The following is a 21,455-nucleotide window of genomic DNA, read 5'->3' on the forward strand; positions in this document are numbered from 1 at the left end:
CTTGTATGCGTCAACTAAGAAAGCCCTTGCCATGACGCAAGGGCTTTTTATTTAGCGGTCTAGTGCGAACGGCGGTAACGATAAATGCCAGCGGATCGCCGCTAAGCGAATCAATAGTGTGGTGACCATACCGACAATAGAGGCCGTGACAGTGTCTGGGCTGACTTGAACGACGAGGGTGTGAACGATACCGCCGGCAATACAGGCGGTGGCATAGACTTCTGTTCTCAGCACCATAGGCACTTCGCGCGCGAGCACATCACGAATAATGCCGCCACCACAGGCGGTAATCACGCCCATGATCACCGCCACCAAAGGAGATGCGCCATAACTGAGGGCCTTGTCGACGCCGATACCCACAAAGACCGCCAGCCCAACAGCATCGGCGCAAGGCAACACGTACCAGGGAAGACGGCGAGGGTGACGAATAAGTAGCATAGTGGCGACACAGGTGGCCAATATCACCCAAATATAGGTGGTGTCGGTAATCCAAAATGCCGGTGTGGCACCGATTGCCATATCTCGGACTGTCCCGCCGCCTATAGCGGTGGCACAGGCGAGAACCACTACACCAAAGGGATCCATACGTAAACGACCCGCCACCAGCACACCGGAAATCGCGAACACGGCCGTACCGAATAAGTCGAATAAATACAAAATCATGGTCTGAGTCATGCTAAATCCTATTGCGCCTGACGGACTTTATCGAGGGCGGTACAAATTTGCTCGGCCGCGTTTAATGCGCGAGGGGTCGCGCGAGTGAGCCAATCCGGGTTAAGTGGCCAAGTAAACTGGTGCGTCGTATTAGGCAGAAAGTCGGCCATCGAATCCCAACTGTCTGGTGGCTGCTCGCCCGTGTGGAAAAGCACCTTGGGGGTACGTGTGATGACTTGCTCCATATTGACTTGTGGATAGGCGGCGGCGCTATCGGCGAAGATATTTTTCCCGCCACACAAGCGAAATAACTGACTCGGCCAAGCGCGGTTACTGGCGGTCATCAGAGGCGTGTCACTGAGCAAATAAAAGTAGGGAACGGGCTCTGCATCGCGGTATTGGGCGTTTAATTGCGCCAGTTTTTGATCAAAGGCGTTGGCATTGCGCGTGGCAATGTCTGGGCTCTCGCTGTAATCGCCAAGCTCGCGAATAAACTGACTAATATCACTGAGCGTGTTGGGGTTGAGGTAACGGATGGTAAAGCCTAATTCCGCCAGTGCTTCCAGAGGTTTGGGTGGGTTCCCGCCGCGCCAAGCTAAAATAAGATCGGGTTGCAGGGCGATAATGCGCTCGAGTTTGACGCCCCGATAGTTGGCCACGCGTTCAAGCGATTGCGCTGGCTGCGGATAATCACTGTAAGCACTGGCGGCGACCATATTAGGACCCAGCCCAGCGGCATAAGCTAGCTCGGTGGCGTGGGGAGCGAGGCTAATCACTCGCAGCGGGGTGGCGTGTGCAAAAGGCATCCATATTAAAGCCAAGACAAGCCACCAAGCTTGCAAGCGAAAAAGGGTAAAAAGGGCACGAAAACGCGGCATCAATCAGTGTCCTTAAACGATTAAAACCAAAGAGCATAACCCGAGCCAGATTAAAACACTGTGGGTTAACTTCAAGCGCAGCAATAAAAGGTGATAACAAGCAGGGGTGACCCCATAGCCAATTTTGGTTCTCAAGGTCTTGGTGCCTTGATAGACGGCTGGGCCGCCTAGAGAGAGCTGGAAGCGACTGCCCGCGCAGGCGAGTAGCCAACCTGATCCAAGCGTTCGCCAGCGTCTGCCCTGCTGCCAGCCGGTTTTCAGGTGTGACCAAGGTTGACGGCTCATTGCCACGATCATCGCAAACAGCCCCATTGGCACTATATCCAACAGGTTCAATAAGCGGGCACTGGCCAAGCCAAATGGGTAGTAGCTTAAGCGGCTTGGGGTCCAAACGCGGTGAAGGTGTACCAAGCTGGTGTACAGCAAGGCACCTACGCCGCCTGCCAGCAAATAATAAAATATCACGCAAACACAGTGTCGCGCGGTGCCGAGAAGCAGTGTTTCCGCTGCCGCTTTCCCTATTCCAATCAATGACAGAGACTCGGTTTCACGGTTGACGCGGGTGGCGAGCAACGCGCGCGCTGCGCCTTTGTCATGTTGGTCTATTGCATGGGCGATGGCATGGCCAAACTTATCGATCGGTCGCCAATCAAGTGCGAGCCAGAGCAATATGGCATCGAACAGGGGGCGTGACCACACCAGCTCGCGGGTGGCGATTAAAAAAATCGCGAGGGTGCCACCCATCAAGATTAAGGCGAGCGCACCGGCAAGCTTACGCTGGCGCTTAGGGTCTGTGTCTTTGTTGACTTGGCTCGCGAGCAAGTCGGCATACTGCCGCCAGTATTGAAACGGGGAGTATTGACCGGGCAATGGGAGTAGCCAGTGCACGAATACCGCCAACCACAGTGCCCATAAGCGTCCTTGGTCGGCGGCGTAGATCATCCATTGTTGCGGATTGAGCAAATCATCCATGGGGGCGTGCGATTAGGCGTCGATCATTGTGACCATGTTTTCCACCATGGCCGATGAGCTTTTGGCCGCTAACGGCAGAAACTCTTCAAAGGTCATGGGTGACTCTTTTTCGGCGACCACATCCGAGATAGCACGCACCACCACAAAAGGCGTGGCAAACTGGGCACACACTTGCGCGATCGCTGCCGCTTCCATTTCGGCGGCCACCGCATCTGGGAAGTGGGTATGGATATGTTGGCGGTGGGCCTCGGTGTGGACAAAGGTATCGGCGGTACAGATCAAGCCGCGCACCACATGTGTTTGGCTGTCCACGGCTTTTTCCGCGAGTTGCATTAACGCTTCATCGGACTCGAAGACTGCTGGTTGCTGCGGCACTTGTCCCATTTGATAGCCGAATGCAGTGGCATCTGCATCGTGATAACAGACTTTTGAAGACACCACCACATCACCCAGATTGAGTGAAGGCTCAAACGCACCGGCCGACCCTGTGTTGATCACCCAATCGGGCTTGAATTGTGATAGCAGCAAACTGGTACCAACGGCAGCGGCAACTTTACCGATGCCAGACTGAAGTAACACGATATCATGGCCTTGCAAAGTGCCCGTATAAAAGGTGCAGCCGCCTTCTTGATGAGTGGCGCTATTTTCCAGCTTGTCGCGCAGTAGAGTGACTTCTTGCTCCATGGCGCCAATAATACCGATTTTCATGCTGATAACCCTGTTGGTGTAAATGCCGTTAGTGTACATGAGGCAATAAAAAAGTGCCTCCTTCGAGGCACTTCTGGATCGATAACATCGATGTCTACGTGAAGGATATCAAACGGGATGTCGCCCGCGTTATACTTCTAAGTAGTCCATGATGCCGTCCGCGGCTTTGCGACCTTCATCAATAGCCGTTACCACCAAATCGGAGCCGCGCACCGCATCGCCCCCGGCAAAAATTTTGGGGTTCGTGGTTTGGTATAAGATATCCCCTTTGGCGGGCGCTTGGATTCGCCCGCGCTCATCAAGAGCGACGTCGTAGGGTTCTAGCCATTCCATTGCGTGCGGCTGGAAACCGAAGGCCATGATCACCGCATCCGCTTCCAGCACATGCTCACTGCCTTCAATCGGCTCTGGGCGGCGGCGACCCGCGGCATCAGGCGCTCCGAGCTGGGTTTTTACCACAGTAACCCCACTCACATTGCCGTTACCGTCAACTTCAATCCCCAGCGGTTGCAGGTTGAACATAAAGTTCACCCCTTCTTCGCGGGCATTTTTCACCTCACGGCGCGAGCCAGGCATGTTTTCCTCATCCCGACGGTAGGCACAGGTGACACTGGCGGCTTGTTGGCGAATAGAGGTCCGAACACAGTCCATCGCTGTATCCCCGCCGCCGAGTACCACCACACGTTTACCGGCCATATCGATGAACGGTGGGGCGTTATCCAGTGCCATCACCTTGTAAGTATTGGAGACTAAGAAGGGCAGCGCATCAAAGACGCCAGGTGCATCTTCATTAGCCAGCCCTGCACGCATGTACTTGTAGGTACCTACCCCTAAGAAAACGGCATCGTAGTCGTTAACCAAGGTTTGCATGTCAATATCTTTGCCCACTTCGGTGTTAAGGCGAAACTTAACGCCCATCTCGGTAAAGACGCGCTGGCGATGTCGCATCACATCTTTTTCGAGCTTAAACGATGGAATGCCAAAAGTGAGCAAGCCTCCAATTTCTGGGTAGCGGTCAAAGACCACGGGTTTGACCCCGTTGCGGACCAGCACATCAGCGCAGGCGAGCCCCGCTGGGCCGGCACCAATCACGGCGACCTTTTTGTCTGTCCACTCGACGTGTGACATGTCAGGCTTCCAGCCCATTTCAAAGGCTTTGTCCGTGATGTACTTTTCGACATTGCCGATGGTGACGGCGCCAAAGTCGTCGTTGAGGGTGCAGTCACCCTCGCACAGACGGTCTTGTGGACAGACACGGCCACATACCTCGGGCAAGCTATTGGTTTGGTGTGATAACTCTACCGCTTCAATTATCCGCCCTTGGTTGGCAAGTTCCAGCCATTGAGGGATATAGTTATGTACCGGGCACTTCCATTCGCAATACGGGTTACCGCAATCAAGGCAGCGATCGGCTTGTGCTGATACTTCCTTTTCGGTGAAGGGTTCGTAGATTTCGACGAACTCAATTTTGCGCGTTTCAATCGCTTTCTTACGCGGGTCAATGCGTTGTACATCAATAAACTGATAGATGTTCTGGCTCATGGGTCCCTCCTTTTTACTGCGCCTGAACGCGCAACTCGGTCGCGCTGCGACTTTGATGGCCTAACAGCGTATTCACATCTGCCGCCTTGGGTTTAACCAAGTAGAAGCGGTGAACCCAATGATCGAACGCATCCAGCAGCTGTTGTGCACGATCCGAGCCGGTCAGCTCAAGATGTTGCGCAATCAATCCACGTAAATGCTCTTGATGGATAGTGAGTGTCTCAAGTGACAGTGCCTCGACTAATTCAGGATTGATATGGGCATGGAAGTCGCCCTGCTCATCCAGTACATAGGCAAAACCACCGGTCATCCCGGCGCCAAAGTTGACCCCAGTGCGACCGAGAATGGCCACTACACCCCCCGTCATGTATTCACACGCATTGTCGCCCGCGCCTTCCACGATGGCATGGACGCCAGAGTTACGCACCGCAAAGCGCTCACCGGCTTTACCCGCTGCAAACAATTTACCCCCCGTCGCACCGTATAAGCAGGTGTTACCCATGATGGTGGACTCGTGGCTGGCAAATGCTGAGCCGACAGGGGGGCGGATCACTATTTGTCCGCCGCTCATGCCTTTTCCGACGTAGTCGTTGGCATCCCCGATAAGGGTGATGTTCACCCCCGCGGCATTCCATACCCCGAGAGACTGGCCGGCGGTCCCTTGCAGCTGCACATCCAGTGGGTTGGCAGCCATCCCGGTATTGCCGTAACGTTTGGCAATTGCGCCAGACAAGCTGGCACCGACTGAACGGTCGGTATTACGAACCGATTTGTAGATGCTGGCACTGTGGTTAGCGGCAATGGCTTCACCCAGTTCACCAAGTAGTGCTTGGTTCAGCTCGGCTTTATCAAATGGTGTGTTAGGCTCACTGCAATACAAGGTCTTACCGGGCCATGGCGTCGGCGCATCGAGAATATGGCTCAAATCAAGCTTCAGTTGCTTGGCGGTAAAGCCATCGACGGCTTCCAGGAGGTCGGTACGGCCAATCAGATCGGTGAGCTTTTCCACGCCCAGTTCGGCCAGTAGCTCGCGCACTTCTTCCCCTAGGCCTTTGAAGAAGTTCATCACTTGCTCGGGAAGGCCTTTGAAGTGCTCACTACGCAAGGTTTCATCCTGGGTCGCGACCCCGGTGGCACAGTTATTGAGGTGGCAAATACGAAGATATTTACAGCCAAGTGCCACCATAGGGGCAGTCCCAAAGCCAAAGCTTTCTGCGCCTAAGATAGCCGCTTTGACGATGTCTAAACCGGTTTTTAGTCCCCCATCGACTTGTAAACGGATCTTATGGCGTAAGCCGTTTTCAACCAGTGCTTGCTGGGTTTCAGCGAGACCCAATTCCCATGGGCTGCCGGCATATTTCACCGAGGTGAGCGGGCTTGCGCCTGTTCCACCGTCATACCCTGAGATAGTAATCAGGTCGGCATATGCTTTGGCGACCCCAGTGGCAATGGTGCCAACACCGGGTTCTGAAACCAGCTTGACTGACACGAGTGCTTGTGGGTTCACTTGTTTTAAATCGAAGATCAGCTGGGCCAAATCCTCAATCGAGTAAATATCATGGTGTGGTGGGGGCGAAATCAAGGTCACGCCGGGGACGGAGAAACGCAGTTTAGCAATTTCTGCGGTGACCTTATGGCCAGGCAGTTGTCCGCCTTCACCCGGTTTGGCACCTTGCGCGACCTTGATTTGCAGCACATCCGCATTGGTCAAGTAATGGGGGGTGACGCCAAAGCGCCCCGATGCAATCTGTTTGATGCGTGAATTGCGCTCGCTATTGAAACGACGTGGATCTTCCCCCCCTTCGCCCGAGTTAGAGTGGCCACCAAGACGGTTCATCGCAATAGCCAGCGCTTCGTGCGCTTCCGGGCTTAAGGCACCGATAGACATCGCCGCCGAGTCAAACCGTTTGAACAGCTCCGTGGCTGGCTCTACGCGCTCGAGCGCGAGCGGTGAGGCGGTTTTTTTCAGTTGCATTAAATCGCGCAAGGTCGCCACAGGGCGCTGGTTCACGGTGTTGGCGTAGGTCTTGTAGTCCATGGTCTCGCCAGAACGCACCGCGCTTTGCAAGTTGGTGACCACGTCTGGATTGTACGCGTGGTATTCGCCATCGTGGACATACTTGAGTAAACCACCGTGCTCAAGCGGTTTGCGCTTGATCCACGCTCGGCGAGATAGGTTGATCAAATCTTGTTGGAAATCATCAAAGTTGGCCCCTTGAATGCGGCTAGCCACGCCTTTAAAGCAAAGCTCAATCACATCCTGGTGCAAGCCAACCGCCTCAAACAGCTGTGAGCAACGATAAGAGGCAATGGTTGAAATCCCCATTTTTGACATGATCTTGTACAGGCCTTTATTGATGCCATTACGGAAGTTGACCATCACATCGCGATAAGGCTTATCGACGGCACCAATATCGACCAAATTCGCCAGTGTTTCATAGGCTAAGTAAGGATAAACCGCCGTGGCACCAAACCCGAGCAACACCGCAAACTGATGCGGGTCACGGGCGCTGCCGGTTTCGATAATGATATTGGCATCACAGCGCAGGTTTTGGTTAACCAAGCGCTTTTGCACCGCACCGACGGCCATGGCGGCAGGGATCGGAAGTGTCTCTTTATTGATGCTGCGGTCAGAAAGCACCACCAAAACCGTCCCATCACGGACACAGCGCTCGGCCTGATCGCATAAATCGAGGATGGCTTGGTGAAGATCTTTCTCACTCGGATCGTAATTGATATCTAAAATGGTGTTGCGATAATAGGTATCGTCTAGCTCGAGCAGTTGCACCAGATCCGAGAACAAAAGCACCGGAGACTTAAACGCGACCCGCTCGGCGTGGCCATCGGTTTCGCAGAACACATTCATTTCACGGCCAATACAGGTGGCCAGAGACATCACGTGGTTTTCACGTAAAGGATCAATCGGTGGGTTAGTCACCTGGGCAAATTTTTGCCGGAAGTAATCGCTGACACAGCGTGGACGCGACGACAACACAGCCATGGGCGTATCATCCCCCATGGAGCCAGTGGCTTCTTGGCCAATATCGCCCAGCACTTTGACGACCTGGTCCACTTCCTCATTCGACATCCCAAACAGCTTTTGATAGGTCTTAAGCTGGGCATCTTTAAGGTTTCGGCTGCGTTCACTGGTATCAGGATCCAAGTTTTCGAATGGGGTAAGACGACGGACATGTTGATCTAACCACTCGCGATACGGGTGACGGCTTTTTAGCTCATCATCGATTTCACCCGAGTGCCAAATCTTCCCTTCGCGGGTGTCGATCACTAAAAGCTCACCGGGCCCCACGCGGCCTTTTTCTGACACCTCATCAGGCGCGTAATCCCAAATCCCAATCTCGGAGGCGAGAGTAATAAATTTATCTTTGGTGACCACATAGCGCGCTGGACGCAAGCCATTGCGATCAAGGTTACAGGCGGCATAGCGGCCGTCTGACATGACAATACCGGCTGGCCCGTCCCAAGGCTCCATATGCATGGAGTTAAAGTCGTAAAACGCACGCAGCTCATCATCCATGTCTGGATGATTTTGCCATGCGGGCGGCACCAGTAAGCGCATCGCCCGGAATAAGTCCATCCCGCCGGCGAGAAAAACTTCCATCATGTTGTCGAGGCTTGAGGAATCAGAGCCTGATTCATTCACAAACGGGGCGGCTTGATGTAAGTCAGGCAACAGAGGGGAGTTAAACTTGTATGCACGGGTACGCGCCCACTGACGGTTCCCCTCAATGGTGTTGATCTCGCCGTTGTGGGCAAGGTATCTAAAGGGTTGGGCGAGCGGCCAGCGTGGCTGGGTATTGGTACTGAAACGCTGGTGGAACAAACAGATGGATGACTCTAAGCGCAGATCCGCGAGATCGGTGTAAAAGCGTGGTAGATCCGCTGGCATACACAACCCTTTGTAAACAATGGTTTGTGTGGATAGGCTGGTGACATAAAAGTCTGCATCGTCTGCCAGGGCTTTTTCTGCACGGCGGCGCGCAATATACAGGCGTCGCTCTAAATCGCGTGCGCGCCAGCCTGCTGGACCATTAACAAACACTTGTTCAATGACAGGCTGAGACTGTTTGGCGATGTCTCCGAGTACATCTGGGTTGGTCGGTACGGTCCGCCATCCCACCACTGAGAGTGTTTCAGCGTTGATTTCTTGCTCGAAGCGTTGTTTGGCTTGTTGGGCTTTTGCCGGATCGGCACTGAGAAAAATCATACCGACCGCATACAGGCGGCTTAGCTTCCATTGATTTTGTTCGGCAATAAGGCGGAAAAAGCGGTCGGGCTTTTGCAGCAGTAGCCCACAACCATCGCCTGTCTTGCCGTCAGAGTTGATGCCACCTCGGTGGGTCATGCGGTCAAGTGCAGCGATGGCAGTACGAACCAGCTTGTGGCTGGGCTCCCCCTCTTGATGGGCGATAAGGCCAAAACCACAGTTATCTTTTTCCAACATTGGGTTGTACAGCGACATTGCAATTCTCCCTTGCTACTGCGTTACGCGCAGTGATTGCATTTATTGTCGTGATCCTCCTGACCACTCTGAACAGCTTCGCTTTGTGACTCTGCGCTCGTTATGTTGTGATTTTTTAACGAGAAAAGTCGGTCATTTACTCCCTAACTCACTGTTTTATCGATGGATTGACAGAGAGTGCACGGGCAAAGCGCTATTCAGCGACCTTCCAAATTAACGGCAAACCTTGCAAAGGTCAAATTTTTATATGCATTCTTTATGCATAGTAATCAACGTCCATCTTGATTGTAAATTGCTGATATTATTCTTCTTTTTGTCGAAATTATGCCAAATAATATCTATTCGCAATTATGCTATTTTGTTAAATAATTATTAAATAAAAGGTGAATTCGAGTAGATATTCTAGCTTTGAGCAGAAATAAAGAAGGGTGCGTTATATGCCTTCTCTTTCATAGCAAAAAGCACTGTCGATTGATGTAATAAAATAACAAATGATATTCACAAAGCTGTGAACAGGACAATCACGCGTTCTATCAAAATTGTGGCAAAATACGTCGCCGGTGAGGCGTTACGTCAATACGATCAAGGACAGTCATTAGGCAGACAGGAGTGGCATGGGGTTTTTTAGTTTTAGCTTGGTTCTAGTGTTAGGCGTGTTGCTCGGTTACGGGTGGCGCGCGCGTCGATCGACACTGGCGTTATCCGATTGGCGGGTGTACATGGCTGGGTTAGACACGCCGCATGCGATTGTCGCGGCCGATGATGGTGATATCTTGTACGCCAACGCTTCTTGTGTGGCCTCTTTTTCACTGGTAGGCAGCCATAACCGATTTAAAACCGCCAATGAAAAGCAGCAGCAAGCGGTGCGCGCCTTTATTGTGGCGCAGCGCTGGCCTCAGCCGTTTTCTAATGTTGAAGCCAAGGTAAGCGCCCCGGGCGCAAATCGGGTGCGGGTTGAGGTGACCTTATCTGGCTTGCCGATCCGCTGTTGTGGTAAGCGTGCCTGGCTCATTTCACTTTCTGCCTCTGAACCCAACACGCAATGGCACCTGCAGCAACAAGAACAAGGTGTGCTTTTAAGCGTGATTAATTCCTTGGCGGAGCTTGTCTGTTTTCAGGATGTGGAGGGCAATGTGGTAGGCACGAACGCCGCCTTTGATCGTTTCTGGCAAGGACGTGAGCAGGAGGCTGTGCTTTGGCAAGCCGGTGAACCGCTCTCTGAGCCGCGAACCGTGCGTACCTGGGCGACACAACCTCACGATGAAAGCTGCTTGTTGGAAACCAATATTACGACGCTAAAAAATGACAAGCAGGAAGTGATAGGCACATTGAGTATCAGCCATGATGTGACCAATTGGCATCAGATGCAGGAGCGGTTACAAAAAGAAGCACAACGACGTCACTCGGTTGAGCAAGTGCTGGAGCAGCGAAGTAACTTGCTCAGTGCGATTTTCCAAGCCAGTGTCGACCCTATCGGCATTTTTGATCAAGACTATTACCACCTTGCTTGCAATCAAGCGTATGCGGATGCGCTTGGCACCACCATTGACGCACTCGAGAATGCTCCCGCGCAACATGTGGTGGATCCGGAGATATTTGATCAGCACAAAGCGCGCGATAAGCAGGTGCTGGAAACGGGTGGAACCATTACCTATGAAGATGTCATTTTAACCGGTACGGGCGAGCAAACTTGGTATGAGGTGACCAAATCACGCATTCAAGATCCGGTGACCTTGGCTCCGGCTGTGCTGCTGATGGCACGAGACATTACCGAACGGAAAGAGACACAACAACAATTAGCCGATGCCATCATGGCACTGCAAGATCTCAGCTTTGTTGATAGTCTCACGCAAGTGGCTAACCGACGCAGTCTTGACGAGCAATTAAGCACACTCTGGCGCTCACACGCCAGAGAGCAGACACCGCTTGCGTTTATTCTCTGCGATATTGATCATTTTAAGCTTTACAACGATCACTATGGCCACCAGCAAGGTGACTGGGCCTTACAGCAAGTGGCTAAGGCGCTCAAATCGTCCGTTCATCGCCCGATGGATATGGTTGCCCGCTATGGGGGGGAAGAATTTGCGATTGTCTTACCACAAACAGGGCTAAATGGCGCGATGGATGTGGCCGAAAGGGCGAGGCAAGCGATATTGGCGGCGAACATCGAGCACTTGGATGCGGCATCAACCCAGCAATTAACGATGAGCCTGGGGGCGGCCTGTATGATCCCAGCGCCGGAACAAGATTATGGTGACTTGGTACAATTTGCTGATCGCGCGTTATATCAAGCCAAACGACATGGCCGCAATCGTGTGAGTGTGCGGCAAGGTGCGTCTCATTCACGCCCATCAACCACGCAACGAGCCTCGGTGGCTGAATCTATTCACTTCGAACCTGGCGGTTAATAAGCCTATATGAAACAACTTAAAGTCCTTGCCCAATATTACGTCGACTTACTGGTCAAATTAGGGATTGTACGTTTTAGCATGCTACTGGCTTTAGCGCTTGTGGCGCTGGCGGTGGTGGTGCAAGTGGGGATCACCTTAGTCCTTGAGGGCACGGTTCAAAATATTGATATCATCCGCTCGGTTTTCTTTGGCCTAGTGATCACGCCGTGGGCAGTCTACTTTTTGTCGGTGGTGGTCGATCAGCTGGAAGAGTCTCGTCAGCGGTTATCAAAACTGGTCTCCAAGTTGGAAGAGATGCGCGCGCGTGATATGCGCCTCAACCGCCAACTGACCGAAAATATTGAGCAACTCAACTCGGAAATTGAAGAACGAGAGAAAGCAGAAAGTGCGCGCCAGCAGGCGATTAAAGATCTAGAAAACGAAGTCTATCAGCGTGAAAAAGCACAGCTTGAGCTAGCAGAGCAAACCGCGTTACTACGCTCTTTTATCGATGCGTCTCCGGATTTGATTTATTACCGCAATGCTGATGGCCAGTTCTCGGGCTGTAACCGAGCGATGGAAGAGCTAACCGGTTATGACGAGAAAACACTCAAAGGGCTGACACCTTGGGACGTTTATCGCGAAGATATTGCTGAAAAAGTGGTAGAAACCGATCAGCAAGTGTTTGATGCCAATGTGTCGATAACCTATGAGCAATGGCTTGAATATCAAGACGGGCGTAAAGCCTATTTTGAATTACGTAAAGTGCCTTTCTTTGCTCGAGATGGCCGGCACCTTGGGCTGCTTGGGTTTGGGCGAGAAATTACCGAGCGTAAGCGCTACCAAGATGCACTGGAAAAAGCGAGCCGAGAAAAAACCGCGTTTATTTCCACCATTAGTCATGAATTACGTACCCCGCTTAACGGGATTGTTGGTCTAAGTCGCATGTTGCTGGAGTCAAACCTGGATGATAAGCAACGTAATTATCTGCGGACGATTTATGTCAGTGCGATCACGCTGGGAAATATTTTTAACGATATCATTGATTTAGATAAATCCGATCGCAAGCGCCTGTCTCTGCATCCCACCAGCGTGGACTTCAATGAATTTGTCACCGAAATCGACAATATTTCCGAGTTAATGGCCGAGCAAAAGGGCTTACGCTTTGAACTTGAACGGGTCACTGAGTTGCCTGACTATGTGGCGGTTGATACCACGCGGCTGCGACAAATCCTATGGAACCTCGTCGGTAACGCGGTCAAATTTACCAAGCAAGGCTGTGTGATCGTGACAGTCAGCGCTGACGTGACAGGGGACCATGCCGACTTATGTTTCGAAGTCGAAGACAGTGGCATCGGGATCCCCGCGGATGAACAAGACAAGATTTTTGCCATGTATTACCAAGTCAAACAGGCGGGAGAAAACCTGCATGCCGTTGGTACAGGGATTGGCTTGGCGGTCTCGCGCAAATTAGCACGTTTGATGGGGGGAGATATTACCCTCGACAGTGAAGAAGGCGAGGGGAGTACCTTTACGGTCACACTCCGTGTACCACTGAGCGAGCCTGGGGAAGCGGAGACCCCGGCATTGGCACCTGTGGAGAATACGCTACGCATCTTATTGGTAGAAGATATTGAACTCAATGTTACCGTTGCCACCAGTTTACTGGAAAGTCTGGGGCATCAGGTGACCGTCGCCCGTGATGGGCAATCGGCGTTAGATGTGTTCTCGCCTGACGCGTTCGATCTGGCGTTGCTCGATATTCAATTGCCCGATATGACCGGGTTTGATATCGCGGCCACTTGGCGTGAGCAGTACGTACAATTGCCCCCTTTAGTTGCACTGACTGCCAATGTTATCAATGATAAAAATAGCTATCTCGCCAACGGAATGGACGATGCGATCAGTAAACCCATTAGTGTGAGTGCACTTAATCAGGTGATTGAACAGCATGCGCTATCATCCACTACGATGACGGATGTCGAGACAGCGAGTGATCCTGTGCCCAGTCGTCCTATTGCGAATGAACAAGCAGAGCGACTGCTCGATATGGACATGCTTACCGGTTACGTGGCGTTAGTAGGGGTAGACCCTGTGAAGCAAAGCATTGAAATGTTTGAGTCAACCATGCCAGAGTACATCGCCATTCTCGACTCGAATATGACGGCAAGAGATCAAGAGGGCATTGTCTCTGAGGCGCATAAGATAAAAGGTGCCGCGGGATCAGTGGGGCTCAAGCATATTCAAAAAGTGGCGCAGAAAGCACAATCCCCCGAATTACCTGCTTGGTGGGAAAACATTGCTGATTGGATTGATGAAATCAAAGATGGTTATCAGCACGATCTGGATGTGCTTAAAGCCTGGTTAGATGAGCAAGAGTAACCGGGATTGAGGTGGATACACTCACCCGTCTAAAAAGAGAAAAGGCGCTGGATAGGCGCCTTTTCGCTCTCTATTTGCATCCTGCGGGACGTTCACCGCACGTTTTCAAGCAAGTTATTGCTCTTCAATTTCACCGCAGAAGCGATAACCTTCACCATGGATGGTCGCAATAATTTCAGGTGTGTCATTGTGCGATTCGAAATGTTTGCGGATCCGGCGGATCGTGACATCCACGGTACGATCGTGCGGTTTTAGTTCACGGCCCGTCATTTTCTTCAGCAGCTCGGCACGCGTCTGAATTTTGCCTGGGTTTTCACAGAAGTGAAGCAGGGCACGGAACTCAGAGCGAGGCAGCTTAAAGGTTTCCCCTTCCGGGTTAATGAGCGAGCGACTGTTGATATCGAGTGTCCAGCCGTTAAAGATATACACATCGACATTACGCTTCTCGTCGCTGTCGGTGACACTGCTCATGGCACGCGTGAGCAGGTTACGCGCACGGATGGTGAGTTCGCGTGGATTGAACGGCTTGGTAATGTAATCATCGGCACCGATTTCGAGTCCGAGGATCTTATCAACTTCATTGTCACGTCCAGTGAGGAACATCAACGCCATGTCGCCTTGTTCACGCAGCTCACGTGCGAGCAGCAAGCCGTTTTTGCCTGGCAAGTTAATATCCATGATCACTAGGTGAACATGGTGGTTAGACAGGACTTGATGCATTTCGTCGCCATCGCTGGCTTCAAACACATTGTAACCTTCCGCTTCAAAGATACTTTTCAGCGTGTTACGTGTGACCTGTTCATCTTCTACAATCAGAATTTGCGGGGTTTGCATTGGCGATACCTAATATCTAAATAGAATCCGGTTGCACTTCACAGTCTAGACCGCCTAGCCTGTGAAAAAAATTTACAAAAATGCGAGGAGTGTCTACCGCGAACCTCGCAACTAACATATGGCACGCCATCCATAGAGAAGTGTTCGTCGATGCTAGACAACGCACCGTGAGTTCCAGCTTAAGACGGGGCGTGGCGGCGTTCGTTGACCACCAAGCCAATCACTCTGATATCCATTAATTATCGCCAATTGTATTCATTTAACAGCACGCTAACAATATATTAGGATAAGGGTTGATGATTTTTTTCATCCTTTATTGACCCCAATCAAAAGCATGTTAAGTGTCAGTTAGCGACGCGTTTTAACTTAACTTTATGAATATTCGCGCATAATTAGTCATTAAGCATAGTACGAGTCACGAGCAGGTGTAAACAATGTGTGATCCTGATAACCAGCAAGAATTGTGGAAAACTTACCAATCGATCGCGTTTCACGCCCCTCAAGCGCCAGATGCCGACGTATTTGCTATTCTTACCGCATTTAATCCGCGTAGCCAACCTTTATCTGAGAAAGAGAATCAATCGCGTAATGATCAGCTGGAAAGTGCCATGGTGCAACAAGGGATACGCTATTGGCCAATGAATGGCGGTGCGCCAGATGGGAGTTGGTATGAACCGGGTTTTGCGGTTGCTTTAGATAAGCACGAAGCGATGTTATTGGCGCAACAATGGCAGCAAAATGCTATCTATTGGATAGAGAATGATAGCTTGTGGTTGTTGCCTGTTTTGATGGATACGTTTACACCGCAATCACTGAACGTGCGTTTTTCATCCTTGTTGACGGCCCCCACTCGCTAAATTTTCCTCACGACGAAAAAAGGAGAAAGGAATCATGGACGATAAATTGCCGGACTTATGTGATAACCACCCAGAGGCGGTGCAATGGCTACCTGTGCAGTGGCAAGACTATGGTGGCAAGCGCTGTTTTGAAGGGCGGGTGCGCACGGTACGTTGCCATCACGATAATTCCAAAGTGAAAGCGATGCTGGCAACCCGCGGTGAAGGGCAAGTGCTGGTGGTGGATGGCTCTGGTGCGATGGATAGAGCTTTGCTGGGCGATCTTATCGCGCAAAGTGCGGTAGATAATGGCTGGGCAGGGGTGGTGATTGCTGGGCCGGTTCGCGATGCGGCGACGTTAGCGACCTTGCCGATTGGCATTAAAGCCTTGGGTGTCTGCCCAATTAAAACACAAAAACGGGATCAAGGTGAGGTCGATGTGGCGTTGGCACTTGAAGGGGTATCAGTGATGGCAGGGCATTACCTATACGCCGATGCTAATGGCGTGGTGGTGTGTGCAGAGCCACTGACCGGCTAATCTGAGCCGCGAGCTAAAAGTGCAATCCAACCCCGAGTTGGTAAATCGATTCGGGGGAGGTTTCGGGACGAAACTCGACATCGAGCCCGGCATTGACATCAATCGATTCACTCAACTGGTAGCGACTGCTTACGCCCCACTGGTTGATCAGCGTATCGTCATTATCACGGCTAATTTGGCTCGAAAGGCGCAGCTTGTCGGTAAAACGGTATTCAATCCCACTTAATAACCCCTGTTGCGTGGTGTGTTGATCGTTTTCGCTTTTCAGTTGCGTGCCCATATAAACAGACACATTGCTGAGTGGGTAACGATAACCTGATTGAATGGTCCAACTGTCAAAGCCTTGTGTCGCCGATGGGATAGACTGAATAAAGAAGTGATCAGACATCCCTGTCGGCAGCGTTTGCCAAGTGAACGGATGGCCCCATGCAGGTGCTGCCACAGCTTGCAAGACGAGGGTCAACAGTCCTAATTGTTTTATACTCAAATCTTGTGCCTCATTGTTCTTTTTAGGCGTAGCGCAGTTTACGAAGATGCTGATTCGCTGCGATCAGTGTAGACAAAAAATAGAGACTGCTGCCGAATTTTGCCTCACGCCTCACGCCTCACGCCTCACGCCTCACGAAGAAGGTCGATAGTTTAATATGTCAATGTATTGACGATTCGCCATTGTATTGGCGCACAAAGGCGGTAAATCGCCAGTGTGCGGTTAACACATGATGACTAAGCAACGATTAGGCCATTTTTGCTGAGAGCGTCGTATGTCCTAATCGGTTTTCTTCGCTGTAGGGGCGAACATCATGAAAATGCCCGGCCTTTACCTGGCTTTGCAGTTGCTGCCAATAACTGGCTTCGAACAGCTCTGGGTGAAGTCGGTCAAACTCGTCGGCAACGGTGCGATTAACCAGTAAGAACGTGCGAAATTCTTCCGGGAACACGTCATTGTCGCCCACACTGTACCAAGGCTCTGCAGCCAGCTCATCTTCTGGGTAGCGAGGCGGCGGAATACGGCGAAAGTTCACCTCTGTGAGGTAAGAAATTTCATCATAATCATAGAAAATGACTCGGTTGTGACGACTGACGCCAAAGTTTTTAAACAGCATATCGCCAGCAAAGATATTAGCGGCGGCCAGTTCTTTAAGCGCGTCACCATATTCTTGTACGGCTTGGGTGATGGCGTCCGGCTCGGCTTGCTCGAGATAAATATTTAACGGGATCATCCGTCGTTCCATGTAGAGGTGACGAATGCGCACTTCGTTGTCGGTGACGTTGACGCAGGAGGGGGCCACCTCGAGGAGTTCGTCAATCAAGGCATCGCTAAAACGGTCTCGCGGAAAAATGAAGTTGCGATACTCTTGGGTGTCGGCCATGCGCCCTACTCGGTCGTGCTCTTTTACCAAGCGGTATTTTTCCCTGACTTGGGCATGAGTCATTTGTTTTTGTGGCGCGAATTTGTCTTTGATGATTTTAAACACGAACCCATAGGAAGGCAGGGTAAACACTGACATCACCATCCCTTTAACCCCAGGCGCAATATCAAATAAATCATCTGAGTTATCCAGGTGGTAAAGAAATTCGCGATATAGCTCGGTTTTACCGTGTTTTTGGCAGCCGATCGCCGTGTAAAGCTCAGCGGGGGTTTTATTGGGCATCAACTGGTTAAGAAAGTCTACCAATGCCGCCGGGACAGGGGCATACACCATGAAGTACGAGCGGGCAAAACCAAACACGATGCTGACATCATCACTGTCGGTAAGACAGGCGTCGATGTACAGCTCCCCTTGCTCGGAAATCGCCAGCGGCAGCACTAAAGGTCGACGTTGGTTAGCCATATCGAGTCGACCGATAAGGTAAGCGCCTTTGTTGCGGAAAAARGGCTGACGCACCATCTCGAGGGTAAAGCTCATGGTAAGCTGCGGACCAAACCGTGCTTGCAGTATTTGGGTGATACGCTTGAGATCGCCACTTTTATCCCGCCAAGGGAGGGTAAACGGCGTGCTATCGAGCATCCGCTCTAAAGTGGCGTAAATGCCTGCTTGCGATTGAAAGCGCCTTAACAAGGGAGTGGGGTATTTAGGGATCCGTCCCCCTTGGGAGCTTTGCACGAATAGCTTATCGCGGCGGATGTTGCGGTGTTCAAAGATCCGGCAATAAACCGAGTTAAAAAAGCTCTCGGCGATATCGTATCGCGGGTAGTCATCAAGCAAGGTGACGTAAGCGGCTTTGACTGCCATTAGAAAGGAGCGTGTGGCATGTTCTTTTCCCAGCATGGCACCTAGCTGCTGACTGACAAGGCCAACATGATGGTCATAGAACTGGATACGCGTTTTAAGCGCTTGTTGAACACTTTTCCAGTCTTGTTGCTCAAAGCGCTCTTGCGCACCGGAGGTGACATCGAGAAACCGGCCATACATAGCATCCGAGCCTTGTAGAATGGTATTGGCGACTAACTGAGCCATCGCTTCTTGGGTCATTCGCGCTCCTTGCGATCAGGTTGCTCCCTTGTTCAAGCTCGCAGAGTTTTGTTGAAAAAGCAATCAGGATCACTTTTTTGTTGACCTAAGCAACATGATTCGATACACCTAGAGAGAATCAAACAAAACAAATGATAAGCGCAACACACATGCAACTAACGATCAGCACCCAGACCACCACAACCACCATTATTATTACTGGCACAACGTGTGTTGGTGCGGGCTGATACGCACAGAATTTCCAAAAAAGCCCGTACCTTCTCAGGTACGGGCTTTTTTTTATCTTAGAGAGAGGTTCCAAACGGATGCGAGTTTTAAAATTTGGTGGCACGTCGCTTGCCGATGCTGAGCGCTTCGGTCGCGCTGCCGATATCATTGTCAGTAACCAAGGGCAGAGCGATGTGTCTGCCGTGTTATCCGCCCCCGCGAAAGTCACAAACATTCTCGTTTCTGTGGTCGATAATACGGTCAAACATGGTGAAGCGGAGTTGCCGCTTAAAGAGCTCGAGCAGCTTTTCGCCGATTTGTTCCATGGTCTTGCTGAGCGGCAACCCAACCTTGATACCCAGCCACTTTTCGATAAATTAACGCGTAGTCTCGGCCAACTTCGTCAATATGTGCATGGCATGAGTTTGTTGGGCCTTTGTCCCGATAGCACTTATGCGCGCGTGGTCAGCAAAGGCGAGCGTTTATCAGTCGCCGCAATGCATGCGTTGCTCGAAGCGCGTGGCTATGCGGTATTTGATATCGACCCAGTGGCATACTTTGCCGCTTCCGGGAGCCATCTCAGTGCTGAAGTGGACATCGAAGCCTCATCGCAACGTTTCAAACAATCACCCGTTCCAGCTAAGCACATTGGCCTGATGCCAGGGTTTATGGCGGGAAACGAACACGGCGAGCTGGTGACCCTTGGACGCAATGGCTCTGACTACTCGGCGGCGGTACTCGCCGCGTGTGTACGTGCCGAGTGTTGCGAGATTTGGACAGATGTCGACGGTGTCTACAACTGTGATCCTCGCCTTGTACCGGATGCGCGCTTGCTTAAATCACTGAGCTATCAAGAAGCGATGGAGCTGTCTTACTTTGGCGCCAAAGTATTACATCCCAAAACCATTGCGCCCATCGCACGCTTCCACATCCCTTGTTTAATCAAAAATACCGCCAACCCGCAAGCCGAAGGCACCTTAATTGGCGAAGACAGTGGTGAGGATAAGCTGGCCATTAAAGGGGTCACTACGTTGAGCGATCTGAGCATGGTCAACCTATCAGGCCCTGGTATGAAAGGCATGGTAGGGATGGCATCACGCGTGTTTGGTGCGATGTCATCGGCGGGGGTGTCAATTGTGTTGATTACCCAATCTTCTTCTGAATACAGCATCAGTTTTTGTATTCAAAGCCGGGACAAAGAAAAAGCCGATAAGGTGCTGAGTAACCATTTTGAGCTTGAACTGAAAGATGGTCTGCTCGAGCCTGTCGAGTTTATGGATAACTTGTCGATTGTCTCCTTGGTAGGCGATGGTATGCGCACCTCGAAAGGTGTTGCCTCTCGCTTTTTCACCTCGTTGGCGGAAGTAAACGTCAATATCGTTGCGATTGCTCAAGGTTCATCGGAGCGTGCTATCTCTGCGGTTGTTCCTTCAGAGCGGGTCTCTGAAGCGGTTAAAGCCTGTCATGAAAACTTATTTAATAGCCAACATCACTTGGATGTATTTATCGTCGGTGTCGGTGGCGTGGGCGGTGAGCTGATTGAGCAAATCCGTCGTCAGCAAGCCAAGCTCCAGCAACAAGGCATTGTGATGCGGGTCTGTGGTTTAGCGAACAGCAAAGGGATGTGGCTGAATAGCCAAGGCATTGATTTGAATAGCTGGCGCGATGAACTTCCCAACCACCTATCGACATTTAGCCTCGCGGGGATGATCCAGCTGGTTCAGCGCAATCACATCATTAACCCCGTGTTGATCGATTGCACCGCCGATCAGCAGGTCGCCGATCAATATGCTGATTTCTTGCGTGCAGGCTTTCACGTGATCACCCCCAACAAGAAAGCCAATACCAGTAGCATGGCTTACTATCACCAGTTGCGTCAGGCGGCTCGCGCGACTCACCGCAAATTTATGTATGAGACCACGGTGGGTGCAGGTTTACCGGTGATTGAAAATCTACAAAACTTGATTGCGGCCGGGGATGAGCTGTCACGCTTTTCTGGGATTTTATCAGGATCGCTTTCCCACATTTTCGGCAAGTTAGATGATGGCGCCAGCTTTAGCGAGGCGACCCAGGTCGCACGTGAAAACGGTTTTACCGAGCCGGATCCGCGTGACGATCTGTCGGGCATGGACGTAGCACGTAAGCTCTTGATTCTGGCACGTGAAGCCGGCATGGAACTTGAGCTTGACGATGTTGAGGTTGAACCTGCGCTTCCGCCTGGCTTTGATCAATCTGGCGATGTCGAAAGTTTCATGGCACGTTTGCCGCAAGCCGATGACTATTTTAAACAATGGTCAGAGGAAGCCGCCAAAGAAGGCAAAGTCTTGCGGTATATTGGTGGTATTGAAGACGGACGTTGCTTTGTCAAAATCCAAGCCGTATCCGATGATGATCCGATGAATAAAATCAAAGAGGGTGAGAACGCGTTGGCCTTCTATAGCCGTTATTATCAGCCGATTCCTTTGGTGCTGCGAGGCTATGGCGCGGGAACCGCCGTGACCGCGGCTGGGGTGTTTGCGGACTTAATGCGCACCCTAGGTTGGAAGTTAGGAGTCTAGTC

The 21,455-nt window shown here is 51.4% G+C and carries 14 protein-coding genes and 1 other annotated feature; of the genes, 5 read left to right on the forward strand and 9 right to left on the reverse strand.

All coding sequences use genetic code 11. The features are described 5' to 3' along the window. Positions 1–51: 51 nt before the first annotated feature. The 6 genes from BZG13_RS00910 to gltB all read right to left on the reverse strand — a co-directional run bounded on the left by BZG13_RS00910 (position 52) and on the right by gltB (position 9,234). Positions 52–663: a TRIC cation channel family protein gene (locus BZG13_RS00910; protein ID WP_077484497.1), complete on the reverse strand. Its 612-nt coding sequence runs from the start codon at positions 661–663 to the stop codon at positions 52–54. A gap of 20 nt (positions 664–683) precedes the next feature. Further along, the gene (gene btuF / locus BZG13_RS00915; protein WP_077484335.1) at positions 684–1,532 is read right to left on the reverse strand and encodes a vitamin B12 ABC transporter substrate-binding protein BtuF; all 849 of its coding nucleotides are present in this window, start codon (positions 1,530–1,532) and stop codon (positions 684–686) included. A 12-nt stretch (positions 1,533–1,544) separates the two neighbouring features. Further along, positions 1,545–2,504: a cobalamin biosynthesis protein gene (locus BZG13_RS00920; protein ID WP_077456566.1), complete on the reverse strand. Its 960-nt coding sequence runs from the start codon at positions 2,502–2,504 to the stop codon at positions 1,545–1,547. Between the two features lie 12 nt (positions 2,505–2,516). Further along, a complete protein-coding gene (gene mtnN, locus BZG13_RS00925) occupies positions 2,517–3,212 on the reverse strand; it encodes a 5'-methylthioadenosine/S-adenosylhomocysteine nucleosidase (RefSeq protein WP_069363570.1) in 696 nt (231 codons plus the stop codon). Between the two features lie 129 nt (positions 3,213–3,341). Then, positions 3,342–4,754 carry an FAD-dependent oxidoreductase gene (locus tag BZG13_RS00930; RefSeq protein ID WP_077484337.1) on the reverse strand — a complete coding sequence of 471 codons (1,413 nt, stop codon included), beginning with the start codon at positions 4,752–4,754 and terminating at the stop codon, positions 3,342–3,344. Between the two features lie 13 nt (positions 4,755–4,767). After that, complete coding sequence (gene gltB / locus BZG13_RS00935; protein WP_077484339.1) at positions 4,768–9,234, reverse strand: glutamate synthase large subunit; 4,467 nt, start codon at positions 9,232–9,234, stop codon at positions 4,768–4,770. A gap of 614 nt (positions 9,235–9,848) precedes the next feature. On the opposite strand from gltB, the gene BZG13_RS00940 reads away from it, so the two are divergent. Next, positions 9,849–11,642 carry a diguanylate cyclase domain-containing protein gene (locus BZG13_RS00940; protein ID WP_077484341.1) on the forward strand — a complete coding sequence of 598 codons (1,794 nt, stop codon included), beginning with the start codon at positions 9,849–9,851 and terminating at the stop codon, positions 11,640–11,642. A gap of 9 nt (positions 11,643–11,651) precedes the next feature. Then, a complete protein-coding gene (gene arcB, locus BZG13_RS00945) occupies positions 11,652–14,006 on the forward strand; it encodes an aerobic respiration two-component sensor histidine kinase ArcB (RefSeq protein ID WP_077484344.1) in 2,355 nt (784 codons plus the stop codon). Between the two features lie 114 nt (positions 14,007–14,120). Here arcB and arcA read toward each other — a convergent pair whose 3' ends face one another. After that, positions 14,121–14,840, reverse strand: a complete 720-nt coding sequence (gene arcA, locus BZG13_RS00950; RefSeq protein ID WP_077484346.1) for a two-component system response regulator ArcA — start codon at positions 14,838–14,840, stop codon at positions 14,121–14,123. Between the two features lie 434 nt (positions 14,841–15,274). Between arcA and BZG13_RS00955 the strand changes: the two genes are divergently transcribed. Then, a complete protein-coding gene (locus BZG13_RS00955; RefSeq protein WP_077484349.1) occupies positions 15,275–15,697 on the forward strand; it encodes a DUF3293 domain-containing protein in 423 nt (140 codons plus the stop codon). Positions 15,698–15,731: 34 nt separating this feature from the next. Beyond that, positions 15,732–16,214 (forward strand): putative 4-hydroxy-4-methyl-2-oxoglutarate aldolase, encoded by a 483-nt coding sequence (locus tag BZG13_RS00960; RefSeq protein ID WP_069363425.1) that lies wholly within the window; start codon positions 15,732–15,734, stop codon positions 16,212–16,214. Between the two features lie 13 nt (positions 16,215–16,227). On the opposite strand, the gene BZG13_RS00965 is transcribed toward BZG13_RS00960, so the two are convergent. Together BZG13_RS00965 and aceK are read right to left on the reverse strand one after the other, a co-directional pair. Beyond that, positions 16,228–16,701 carry a hypothetical protein gene (locus BZG13_RS00965; RefSeq protein WP_077456574.1) on the reverse strand — a complete coding sequence of 158 codons (474 nt, stop codon included), beginning with the start codon at positions 16,699–16,701 and terminating at the stop codon, positions 16,228–16,230. Between the two features lie 247 nt (positions 16,702–16,948). Continuing rightward, on the reverse strand, positions 16,949–18,688 hold the full coding sequence (gene aceK / locus BZG13_RS00970) for a bifunctional isocitrate dehydrogenase kinase/phosphatase (RefSeq protein ID WP_077484352.1): 1,740 nt from the start codon (positions 18,686–18,688) through the stop codon (positions 16,949–16,951). Between the two features lie 165 nt (positions 18,689–18,853). Next, positions 18,854–18,970: a sequence feature (Thr leader region), on the forward strand. Positions 18,971–18,993: 23 nt separating this feature from the next. On the opposite strand from aceK, the gene thrA reads away from it, so the two are divergent. Next, positions 18,994–21,453: a bifunctional aspartate kinase/homoserine dehydrogenase I gene (gene thrA / locus BZG13_RS00975; RefSeq protein WP_077484354.1), complete on the forward strand. Its 2,460-nt coding sequence runs from the start codon at positions 18,994–18,996 to the stop codon at positions 21,451–21,453. Positions 21,454–21,455 lie beyond the last annotated feature (2 nt).

It is taken from the genome of Salinivibrio sp. ML323, assembly GCF_001995745.1.
GTDB classification, from domain to species: Bacteria; Pseudomonadota; Gammaproteobacteria; order Enterobacterales; family Vibrionaceae; genus Salinivibrio; species Salinivibrio kushneri.

Excerpts from the sequence above, each read along its gene's own strand:
- arcB (WP_077484344.1), top strand. The coding sequence starts at position 11,652 with ATGAAACAACTTAAAGTCCTTGCCCAATATTACGTCGACTTACTGGTC.
- arcA (WP_077484346.1), bottom strand. The coding sequence starts at position 14,840 with ATGCAAACCCCGCAAATTCTGATTGTAGAAGATGAACAGGTCACACGT.
- btuF (WP_077484335.1), bottom strand. The coding sequence starts at position 1,532 with ATGCCGCGTTTTCGTGCCCTTTTTACCCTTTTTCGCTTGCAAGCTTGG.
- mtnN (WP_069363570.1), bottom strand. The coding sequence starts at position 3,212 with ATGAAAATCGGTATTATTGGCGCCATGGAGCAAGAAGTCACTCTACTG.
- gltB (WP_077484339.1), bottom strand. The coding sequence starts at position 9,234 with ATGTCGCTGTACAACCCAATGTTGGAAAAAGATAACTGTGGTTTTGGC.
- BZG13_RS00930 (WP_077484337.1), bottom strand. The coding sequence starts at position 4,754 with ATGAGCCAGAACATCTATCAGTTTATTGATGTACAACGCATTGACCCG.
- BZG13_RS00940 (WP_077484341.1), top strand. The coding sequence starts at position 9,849 with ATGGGGTTTTTTAGTTTTAGCTTGGTTCTAGTGTTAGGCGTGTTGCTC.
- BZG13_RS00955 (WP_077484349.1), top strand. The coding sequence starts at position 15,275 with ATGTGTGATCCTGATAACCAGCAAGAATTGTGGAAAACTTACCAATCG.
- BZG13_RS00960 (WP_069363425.1), top strand. The coding sequence starts at position 15,732 with ATGGACGATAAATTGCCGGACTTATGTGATAACCACCCAGAGGCGGTG.
- BZG13_RS00920 (WP_077456566.1), bottom strand. The coding sequence starts at position 2,504 with ATGGATGATTTGCTCAATCCGCAACAATGGATGATCTACGCCGCCGAC.
- thrA (WP_077484354.1), top strand. The coding sequence starts at position 18,994 with ATGCGAGTTTTAAAATTTGGTGGCACGTCGCTTGCCGATGCTGAGCGC.
- BZG13_RS00910 (WP_077484497.1), bottom strand. The coding sequence starts at position 663 with ATGATTTTGTATTTATTCGACTTATTCGGTACGGCCGTGTTCGCGATT.